Here is an 8,959-nt window from a genome sequence, read left to right as displayed (position 1 = left end):
CCGTCTTGATCTTGCCGATCATCGACACCGCGATGCTCTTGTGTGCGCCGATCTGCGCCATCCATTCGCGCAATGCGGAAATGGTGATCTCGCGTCCGATGATGATCGCGGCCAGTATGGCGTCAAGCCTGCCAAGCTGAACCAGCATGATCAGCGCAGCGGCAACGACCAGTTTGTCGGCCACCGGATCGAGAAATGCACCAAAGGCCGAGGTTTGATTCCAGCGACGGGCCAGATAGCCATCCAGCCAGTCGGTCACTGCCGCGACAACAAATATCAAGGTGGCGGCAAGGTTGCGCCCGATGTCATGAAGCCATGATTCCGGCACATAAAAAACCGCAATCATCAGCGGGATCATGGCGATTCGCAGCCAGGTCAGAAGAATCGGTATGTTAACGGGCATCAATGCAACGCCGTGTAAATTGTTTCGGCCAGTTCCCGGCTGATGCCCGGAACTGCGGTCAGTTGGTCAATCCCTGCATCGGAGATGCCTTGCAAGCCGCCAAAATGAGTAATCAGGGCCTTGCGCCGCTTCGCCCCGATGCCGGCGATCTCGTCCAGTCGGGAAGTCCGTCGCGTCTTGCTGCGTTGCGCCCGATGGCCTGAAATCGCAAAGCGGTGAGCCTCATCGCGAATTTCCTGAATCAGGTGCAGCGCCGGATGTTCCGCTGCCAATTGTACCGGTTCGCGAGCGTCAGCGAAGACAAGGATTTCAAGACCCGGCTTGCGCGCTTCACCTTTTGCCACACCAAGCAAGGGCAAATGCGACAGTCCAAGCTCTTCGAGCGCCGACAAGGCCGAACTCACCTGCCCTTTGCCGCCATCGATCAGGATCAGCGCTGGCGCCACACTGTCGCCGCTGGCGACTTTTGCATAACGGCGCAGCACGACCTGCCGGATGGCGGCATAGTCGTCGCCAGGCTGGATGCCTTGAATATTGAAACGTCGGTAATCCGACTTGCGCATTCCGTTACCCTGATAGACGACACAGGAGGCCACCGTTGATTCTCCCTGTGTGTGGCTGATATCGAAGCACTCGATGCGCGTTTCCTTGCCCTCCTCCACGTCCAGGCCGAAAACCTCTTGCAAGGCCACAAGCCGGGATTCCTGACGGGAAATCACGTTGCGGCGAGCGAAAATGGCCAGTTTCGCATTCTGCTCGGCCATCTCCACCCACATCTTCTGCATGGTCAGCCGGGGCTCCAGGAGCGGTACCGGGCGGCCGGCGAGTTCGGCCAGTACATTGCCAAGCTCACCATCGGGAACGGCACGATTGAGGTAAATGCGCATCGGGATCGGGTGTGCCAGATAGTGCTGGTTCAGGAAGGCGCACAGCACCTCATCCGGCGAGCTGTCGGCGGCATTGCTTGGAAACTGCGTCTTGTCGCCCAGATGGCGGCCACCGCGTACCATGGCGAGGTTCACACAGAGCATGCCGCCCTCCTCCACCACAACCACGATATCGACGTCTTCGCCCTTGTGGCTTTCGACGTACTGTTTGTCCTGTACCTGACGCAAGGATTGAATCTGGTCGCGATAAACGGCGGCCTGCTCGAAAGCAAGTTCGCTGGCGGCCTGATCCATTGCCTGACTCAGTCGCCCGATAACCTCCTGTTGCCGCCCCTGCAGGAACATCGCCGCCATCTGCACATCCTGTGCGTAAACCTCAGGGGCGACCAGATCGACGCAGGGCCCGGAGCAACGCTTGATCTGGTGCAGCAGGCAAGGCCGCGAGCGGTTGTTGAATACCGAATTTTCACAGGTGCGCAGCCGGAACATCCTCTGCAGAAGGTTGACGCTCTCACGCACGGCGAGTGATGAGGGGTAAGGCCCGAAATAGTCCGAATTGCGGTCGGTGTTGCCACGAAAGAAGCCGAGTCGAGGAAACTTGTCGTGGGTGATGACGATATAGGGATACGACTTGTCATCGCGAAAAAGAATGTTGTAGCGCGGCGAGAGGCTCTTGATCAGGTTATTTTCGAGTAACAGCGCCTCGGCTTCCGAACGGGTTGTGCTCGTTTCAACACCGGCGATCTGAGCCACCATCAAGGCGATGCGCGGACTCGGATGGTTCTCGCGAAAGTACGATGCGACGCGCTTTTTCAGGTTCTTGGCCTTGCCCACATAGAGCACCTGGCCTGCGGCATCGAGCATGCGGTAAACACCGGGCAACTCGGTCAGCGTGGCGAGCAGGGCTTTGGCGTCAAACTTTTCGTGCATGGGGTGAGAGCGGTTAGGATGTCGTCTTTGATCTTATCACGCCTGTTTGCTGCGTCCATGCCCGCCTCAGCCAATCCATCCAGATGGGATATTTTCTGCCAGGTCATCGACAATTATGGCGATATCGGTGTGTGCTGGCGTCTGGCGCGCCAGTTGGTTGACGAACACGGCTTTGGCGTTCGCCTGTGGGTTGATGATCTGGCGGCCTTTCAGCGAATTTGCCCGGAAATCGTTCCGCGATATTCCCTCCAGACGGTACAAGGCGTTGAAGTGCGTCACTGGGATGCCGATTTTCCCGAAATTGACCCCGGCGATGTGGTCATCGAGGCTTTTGCCTGCCACTTGCCCGAACGATTCATCGCCAGCATGGCTGGGCGCAAGCCGGCGCCAGTGTGGATCAACCTCGACTATCTGAGCGCCGAGGCCTGGGTATCGGGCTGCCATGCCCTGCCCTCGCCGCACCCGCGCCTGCCGCTCACCAAGTATTTTTTCTTCCCCGGTTTCAACGAAACCACTGGCGGCCTGCTGCGCGAGAACAGGCTTGACCAGCGCAGGCAGTCTTTCTGCGCTTCGCCCGAGCAGCAAACCGGCTTCTGGCGAACGCTCGGCTTGCCGCCGCCACCTGCGGATATCCTGCTCGTTTCTTTGTTTGCCTATGAAAACCCGGCGATTGGCGATCTGCTCGCTATTTGGGCGCAGGGCAGGACGCCAGTCTGTTGTCTCGCACCGCTGACACAGACTCGATCGGCCATTGAAGCATTCGTTACTCAGCCCTTGCAGGCCGGCGATGCGCTCCGCCGGGGAAACCTGGAAATCCGGATGCTGCCCTTCATCGCACAGCACGAATATGACCAATTGCTGTGGTCGTGCGACATCAACCTGGTGCGTGGCGAAGATTCCTTTGTTCGCGCTCAATGGGCAGCAAAGCCGATGCTGTGGCAGATCTACCCGCAAGACGAGGACGCGCACCTGACAAAACTCGCTGCCTTCCTCGACCTGTATTGCGCCGACCTGCCGGAAGAAAGCCGCGGGGCAGTTCGCCAACTCTACCGGGCGTGGAATGGCGACAAGGACGCCGGCCGGATCACAGCGGATTTATGGGCAGAGTGGATGTGTGCGCTTCCCGATCTTCGCCGGAACGCCCTCGACTGGGCTGAAAAGCGGGCAAAACAGGAAGATTTGTGCAGTTGTCTGGTGCGTTTTTGCCGTTCCAAGTTATAATGTTCGGCTAAATTTTACTCGTCATTACCGGATCGCACTATGAAAACCGCACAAGAACTTCGCGCAGGCAACGTCTTTATGGTCGGCAACGACCCGATGGTCGTCCTCAAGGCTGATTACAGCAAATCCGGCCGCAATGCCTCGGTCGTCAAGATGAAGATGAAAAACCTGCTGACCGGCTCCCCGTCCGAGACCGTCTATCGCGCCGACGACAAGTTTGACGTCGTTCAGCTCGACCGCAAGGAGGTTACCTACTCCTATTTCGCCGATCCGCTGTACGTCTTCATGGACTCCGAGTACAACCAGTACGAGATCGAAGCCGACTGCATGGCTGACGCCCTGAGTTACCTCGAAGAAGCAATGCCCTGCGAAGTGGTGTTTTACGAGGGCAAGGCCATCTCGGTTGAAATGCCGAACAGCCTGGTGCGCGAAGTTATCTACACCGAACCCGCCGTCAAGGGCGATACCTCGGGCAAGGTGATGAAGCCGGCCCGCCTGTCCACCGGCTTTGAACTCCCGGTTCCGGCCTTTGTTGAAATCGGCGACAAGATCGAGATCGACACCCGCACCAACGAATACCGCGCCCGCGTGAAGTAGGTTTTCCAGTCCAGCGTTGACAAAAGGCAGCCTTGGCTGCCTTTTTTGATTCGATCAGCAGGAATACATCAGAGCAGAACCTCTGCGACTTTGACCCCCGCAAGAAACGTCGGGTCATCCTCTAAAACAGGCAGAGCAACAGTCGGCAGCAGCCGTGCAACGCGGGTTGAACGTAGCGGGTCGAGTTCCGGCTGCCAGCGTTCCAGTACATCGCCCACGGCGTCCGGCGCATTGCACACGAGCAGCATGTCGCAGCCGGCGTTCCATGCGGCGCCTGCTCTGCAGACGATGTCGCCGGCGATGCTGGCGCCTTCCATCGACAGATCGTCGCTGAAAATAACGCCGTCAAAGCCGAGTTCCTCGCGCAGCATCCTGATCCAGACCGGAGAGAAACCGGCCGGGCGGGAATCCACTTGCGGGTAAATGACGTGCGCCGGCATCACGGCGTCGAGTCTGAGGCGACGGTAGGGTTCCATATCCGTGGCCAGTTCGGCCAGGCTTCGCGGGTCGACCGGAATGGCGACGTGCGAGTCGGCTTCAGCCCAGCCGTGGCCCGGGAAGTGCTTTCCGCAGGCAGCCATTCCGGCACGGCGCAATCCCTCGATCAGCGCACCGGCGAGTTGTGCCACAACCAGCGGATCGCCATGAAACGAGCGGTTGCCGATGACGCCGCTCCGCTCCCAGTCGAGGTCGAGTACGGGCGTGAAGGATAGATCGACGCCGTTTTTACGCAACTCGGCGGCCAGCACAAACCCGATATCATGCGCGGCGCTTAACGCCTCCTGCGGCTTTTCCTCCCACAATTCACCCAGGCGGCGCATTGGCGGCAGGCGAGTAAATCCCTCGCGGCAACGCTGCACCCGGCCCCCTTCATGGTCGATGGCAATGGGCAGCGATGGCGTGCGCAGTGCGTGAACCTCGGCAGTCAGCCGGGACAGTTGCTCGGGCGACTGGTAGTTACGTGCGAACAGGATGAGGCCGCCGACCAGCGGGTGTGTGAGGCGCTCACAGTCGAGCTCGCTCAGTTGCAGCCCGGCGATGTCGATCATCAGCGGGCCACGCGGAAGCTTTGTCGGCGTTGTCATGGCTTAGTTAGATTCCAGAACGACAAAGGCCAGGGCGTAGTCCTGCTCGTCGCTGATTGAAAGATGGGCGACCAGTCCGCGCTCGCTGAGAAGCTGCGCGAGTTTCGGGGCGTAGTCGAAAGCCGGTTTACCGAGCGGGTCGTGCACAACAGAAATACTGGGCAGCGTGGCCGGCGCGGCAACGCCGATGCCGAGCGCCTTGCCGAAGGCTTCCTTGGCGGCAAAGCGCTTGGCCAGGAAGCGCGCCGGGTCTCTGGTTTTTTCGAAGTCGGTGCGCTCGACCGGCGCCAGCAACCTGGCCAGTGCCCGTTCGCCGTGCCGCTCGTACAGCCTGCCGAGCCGCTCGACTGCGACGATGTCGGTGCCGATGCCGGCGATCATCGGGTGCGTGTCGGTAAATTCGGCGACAAATGCGCTTGCGCCTCGCGCATGAGACGCTTCATTTCACGCACCGCTTCGCGCAGACCGACAAAAACGGCGCGGCTGACAATGGCGTGGCCGATGTGCAGTTCGCGGATACCGGGTAAGCGGGCTACCGGCTGAACGTTGAAATAGTTCAGTGCATGGCCGGCATTGAAGCGCATGCCGTGGCGGCGAATCGCTTCGCCTGCGCTGCGGATTTTTTCAAGTTCGGCGAGTACCGCCGGGCTTTCGGCATCGCGCCCTTTATGGTGGAAAGCGTGCGCGTAGGGGCCGGTGTGGATTTCGCATACGCGTGCGCCAATGCGTGCCGCCGCGTCGATCTGATCGACTTCGGCGTCGATGAAGACGCTGCTGATGATTCCGGCAGCGGAAAGCCGCTCGATCGCCTTCCCGAGTTTGGCCTCCTGCGACACGATGTCGAGACCGCCTTCCGTCGTCACCTCATGGCGACCCTCCGGCACCAGCATGGCCATTTCCGGCTTCAGGCGGCAGGCGATTTCGACCATCTCGTCGGTCGCTGCCATCTCCAGATTGAGCTTGATCTGGGTCAGCGTGCGCAGTTTCTCGACATCGGCGTCCTGAATGTGCCGGCGATCTTCACGCAGGTGAACGGTGATGCCATCGGCACCGCCGAGATGTGCCTCGACGGCGGCCCAGGCCGGCTCAGGCTCGTAGGTTTTGCGTGCCTGACGAATCGTTGCGATGTGGTCGATATTTACGCCCAGTTCGATCATAGTTCCTGTAGCTCCATAAAAATCCTGCGGGTCTCCAGACCCTTGCCGCCGGTATAGTGCGCAATCAATGTGCGCATCAGTTGCTTGGCTTCAAGCAGCGAACGCGGATCGGAAAAATCCTCGTGCGCCAGGTCAATCAAGGTCTTGCCGCTGACCGACAAGGCCGAACTGCCAGCTCGCAGGAGTTTCACCGGGCCGTGTTCGATTTCGTAGGCGTAGTGTCCGGCAATGTCAATGGACACCCCCCTAGCGTCTTTTTCCAGCGTCAGTCCATAGCCCAGTTCCTGCAGCATGTCCCGCTCGAAGCAGCGCAGGTCGGATTCCTTCAGCCTGTCGGCAAAGCGGTGCAGGGTTTCAGCATATACCGAGAACAGTCGTGCGTGGGCGTCTTCACGCGGCAGCAGGTGCATCAACAGTTCGTTGAGGTAGTAAGCAAAAAACAGCGCCTTGCCCGCCAGCAAGGGTTGTCCGCCCTGCCACTCGGTTTTCATCAGGGTTTGCACTTCGCCCTTGCCGGCCCACGCCAGTTCGAGGGGTTGAAAGGCCAGCAACAGGCCGCGCAGGGCAGATCGCGGGCGCCGCGCACCGCGCGCCAGCAAGGCAACCCGGCCATAGTCGCGGGTAAACACTTCGACAATCAGGCTGGTTTCCCGGAAGGGATAGGTATGCAGCACGAATGCGGGCTGTCCATCGACCTTGTGCCGGTGCATCACGTCAGCGTTCTCTCCAGGTTTTACTCGTAGCCCAGGCTCTTGAGCAAACGCTCATCGTCGCTCCAGCCTGACTTGACCTTGACAAAGACTTCAAGGAAGACCTTGCCATCAAACAGGCGTTCCATGTCCTGACGCGCTTCCGAGGCGATCCGCTTCAGGGTTTCGCCCCCCTTGCCAATGACGATACCCTTGTGCGCCTGGCGATCGACGACGATGGCGGCGCTGATGCGGTGCAACGCCCCATCGAGTTCGAACTTTTCCACTTCGACGGTCGCGCCGTAGGGCAATTCGTCGCCAATCAGGCGGAAGAGTTTTTCTCGGATGTATTCGGCAGCAAGAAATTTTTCGCTCTTGTCGGTGATCTCGTCCTCGCCGAACAGCAGTTCATTGTGCGGCAAATGCTTGCGGGTTTCGGCGAGAAGATCGTCGAGTTGACTGCCCTTGGCGGCACTGACCGGAACGATGGCCGCAAAAGCATAGTGAGCGGCCAGTTTGGCAAGGATGGGCAGGAGCTGATTCTTTTCCTTGATCTGGTCAATCTTGTTAACCGCCAGAATGACCGGGCGCTCTGCCGGCAGAAGCCTGATGACCGCCATGTCCCTGGCGTCAAAATGTTCTGCATCGACAACCAGCACAACGACATCAACTTCGGCCAGCGCCTGCGTCACGCCGCGATTCATCGCCCGGTTCAGGGCATTGGTATGTTTGGTCTGAAAACCGGGGGTATCGACAAACACGAACTGGGCATCTGGCCTGCTCAGGATGCCCATGATGCGATGACGGGTCGTCTGTGCCTTGCGCGAAACAATGCTGATTTTCTCGCCGATCAGGCGATTGAGCAGCGTCGATTTGCCGACGTTCGGACGGCCGACGATGGCAATTGTGCCGGATTTAAGTTCGTTCATGCCTGCTTCAGTCTTTCCAGCGCGCGCTCGGCGGCCATTTGTTCCGCCGCACGACGACTGCTGCCACTGCCTTCAGTCCGGATGTGCAGCGCATCGATCGCGCAGGCAATCCTGAATTGCTGCACATGGGCTTCCCCTTCGGTAGCGCTCAGTGAATACTTCGGGAGCGGCAGCCGTCTGCCTTGCAGATCTTCCTGGAGGCGTGTCTTGGCATCCTTGATCGGTTGTCCGGGGACAATGGCGCCAAGCATGTCGCCATAGAGGCGCGCAATGACGGCGCTGGCGGAATCGAAACCCGCATCCAGCCAGATGGCGCCAAACAGGGCTTCGAGAGCGTCGGCAAGGATTGAAGGGCGTTGCGCCCCCCCACTCTTCAGTTCGCCTTCGCCAAGCCGCAGATACCTCCCCAGAGACAGCGACAAGGCCAGTTGATGCAGGCTGTCCTGACGGACGAGATTGGCGCGCAGTCGCGAAAGATCGCCCTCGGGAATAGCGGGGAAACGGTCAAAAAGCTGCCGTGCGATGACGCCGTTGAGGATGGAGTCGCCGAGAAACTCAAGCCGCTCGTTATGCGGAGAACTGTGGCTGCGATGCGTCAGCGCTGTCAGCAGCAGGGAGGAATTGGAGAACGTGTGGCCGATCACCTGCTCAAGTTGATTCGTCATTCGCCTTATTCGCGATCACGGCCCGAGGCAGACCCCTCAAACTCGATCAGCAGACTGACATTGTAAAACAGGGGGATGCGTTTTTCGTAGGCAAAAGCAATGACGACGTCGTTGCCTTCTTTGGAAATATCGAGATCCGCCGGCGTGATTGTCTTGATATGCTCAACTTCCGCATACTTGTCGTAAGCGCTGCGAATTTCAGGAACGGTCTTGCCGCTGGAGTTGAGTGCGGTCGATTTGACGCTTTTCTTGATCTTGTAGTAATCGATGACTTCTGGCGCGACCTTTATCCCGAGCATGGCGACCACCGCGATAATTATGCCCCAGAACATCAGTCCAGAAAGCGCTACTCCACGCTGTTTATTCATAGCAGGAAACTCCCCTATTTAAATGAGC

At 59.1% G+C, this 8,959-nt stretch carries 11 protein-coding genes; 2 read left to right on the top strand and 9 right to left on the bottom strand.

Features of this window, described 5'->3' with window-relative positions:
• The coding region (pgsA, locus tag JNM42_RS10465; protein WP_294269163.1) for a CDP-diacylglycerol--glycerol-3-phosphate 3-phosphatidyltransferase at positions 1–403 on the bottom strand (403 nt) is incomplete at its 3' end.
• A complete protein-coding gene (uvrC, locus tag JNM42_RS10460) occupies positions 403–2,220 on the bottom strand; it encodes an excinuclease ABC subunit UvrC (RefSeq protein ID WP_294269160.1) in 1,818 nt (605 codons plus the stop codon). The genes pgsA and uvrC, both read right to left, overlap by 1 nt.
• Positions 2,221–2,247: 27 nt before the next feature.
• On the opposite strand from uvrC, the gene earP reads away from it, so the two are divergent.
• Both earP and efp read left to right on the top strand, forming a co-directional pair.
• Complete coding sequence (gene earP / locus JNM42_RS10455) at positions 2,248–3,441, top strand: elongation factor P maturation arginine rhamnosyltransferase EarP (protein ID WP_294269157.1); 1,194 nt, start codon at positions 2,248–2,250, stop codon at positions 3,439–3,441.
• A gap of 39 nt (positions 3,442–3,480) precedes the next feature.
• On the top strand, positions 3,481–4,038 hold the full coding sequence (efp, locus tag JNM42_RS10450; protein WP_294269154.1) for an elongation factor P: 558 nt from the start codon (positions 3,481–3,483) through the stop codon (positions 4,036–4,038).
• Between the two features lie 68 nt (positions 4,039–4,106).
• Here the strand turns inward: efp and nagZ are convergent, their stop codons facing one another.
• The 7 genes from nagZ to JNM42_RS10415 are packed head-to-tail and all read right to left on the bottom strand — an operon-like array spanning position 4,107 to position 8,931.
• Positions 4,107–5,123, bottom strand: a complete 1,017-nt coding sequence (gene nagZ, locus JNM42_RS10445; RefSeq protein WP_294269150.1) for a beta-N-acetylhexosaminidase — start codon at positions 5,121–5,123, stop codon at positions 4,107–4,109.
• Positions 5,124–5,126: 3 nt separating this feature from the next.
• Entirely contained in the window at positions 5,127–5,504 is a 378-nt protein-coding gene (gene acpS / locus JNM42_RS10440) for a holo-ACP synthase (protein WP_294269149.1), read from the bottom strand.
• The gene (locus JNM42_RS10435; RefSeq protein WP_294269148.1) at positions 5,501–6,280 is read right to left on the bottom strand and encodes a pyridoxine 5'-phosphate synthase; all 780 of its coding nucleotides are present in this window, start codon (positions 6,278–6,280) and stop codon (positions 5,501–5,503) included. The genes acpS and JNM42_RS10435 overlap by 4 nt, the downstream gene beginning before the upstream one ends.
• Positions 6,277–6,990 carry a DNA repair protein RecO gene (recO, locus tag JNM42_RS10430; protein ID WP_294269146.1) on the bottom strand — a complete coding sequence of 238 codons (714 nt, stop codon included), beginning with the start codon at positions 6,988–6,990 and terminating at the stop codon, positions 6,277–6,279. Before recO ends, JNM42_RS10435 begins: the two co-directional genes overlap by 4 nt.
• Positions 6,991–7,013: 23 nt before the next feature.
• On the bottom strand, positions 7,014–7,898 hold the full coding sequence (gene era / locus JNM42_RS10425) for a GTPase Era (protein WP_294269143.1): 885 nt from the start codon (positions 7,896–7,898) through the stop codon (positions 7,014–7,016).
• Positions 7,895–8,563 (bottom strand): ribonuclease III, encoded by a 669-nt coding sequence (rnc, locus tag JNM42_RS10420; protein ID WP_294269141.1) that lies wholly within the window; start codon positions 8,561–8,563, stop codon positions 7,895–7,897. The genes era and rnc overlap by 4 nt, the downstream gene beginning before the upstream one ends.
• A gap of 5 nt (positions 8,564–8,568) precedes the next feature.
• On the bottom strand, positions 8,569–8,931 hold the full coding sequence (locus JNM42_RS10415) for a DUF4845 domain-containing protein (protein WP_294269138.1): 363 nt from the start codon (positions 8,929–8,931) through the stop codon (positions 8,569–8,571).
• Positions 8,932–8,959: the final 28 nt, after the last annotated feature.

This window comes from Propionivibrio sp. (assembly GCF_016790145.1).
Classification (GTDB): Bacteria; Pseudomonadota; Gammaproteobacteria; order Burkholderiales; family Rhodocyclaceae; genus Propionivibrio.
Note: the sequence above shows the minus strand (reverse complement) of the source record. Positions and strands in the feature narration are given on the sequence as shown.

What these genes read in the sequence shown, in the direction of transcription:
- uvrC (WP_294269160.1), bottom strand. Translation starts at nt 2,220, where the DNA reads ATGCACGAAAAGTTTGACGCCAAAGCCCTGCTCGCCACGCTGACCGAG.
- efp (WP_294269154.1), top strand. Translation starts at nt 3,481, where the DNA reads ATGAAAACCGCACAAGAACTTCGCGCAGGCAACGTCTTTATGGTCGGC.
- nagZ (WP_294269150.1), bottom strand. Translation starts at nt 5,123, where the DNA reads ATGACAACGCCGACAAAGCTTCCGCGTGGCCCGCTGATGATCGACATC.
- acpS (WP_294269149.1), bottom strand. Translation starts at nt 5,504, where the DNA reads ATGATCGCCGGCATCGGCACCGACATCGTCGCAGTCGAGCGGCTCGGC.
- JNM42_RS10435 (WP_294269148.1), bottom strand. Translation starts at nt 6,280, where the DNA reads ATGATCGAACTGGGCGTAAATATCGACCACATCGCAACGATTCGTCAG.
- recO (WP_294269146.1), bottom strand. Translation starts at nt 6,990, where the DNA reads ATGCACCGGCACAAGGTCGATGGACAGCCCGCATTCGTGCTGCATACC.
- era (WP_294269143.1), bottom strand. Translation starts at nt 7,898, where the DNA reads ATGAACGAACTTAAATCCGGCACAATTGCCATCGTCGGCCGTCCGAAC.
- rnc (WP_294269141.1), bottom strand. Translation starts at nt 8,563, where the DNA reads ATGACGAATCAACTTGAGCAGGTGATCGGCCACACGTTCTCCAATTCC.
- JNM42_RS10415 (WP_294269138.1), bottom strand. Translation starts at nt 8,931, where the DNA reads ATGAATAAACAGCGTGGAGTAGCGCTTTCTGGACTGATGTTCTGGGGC.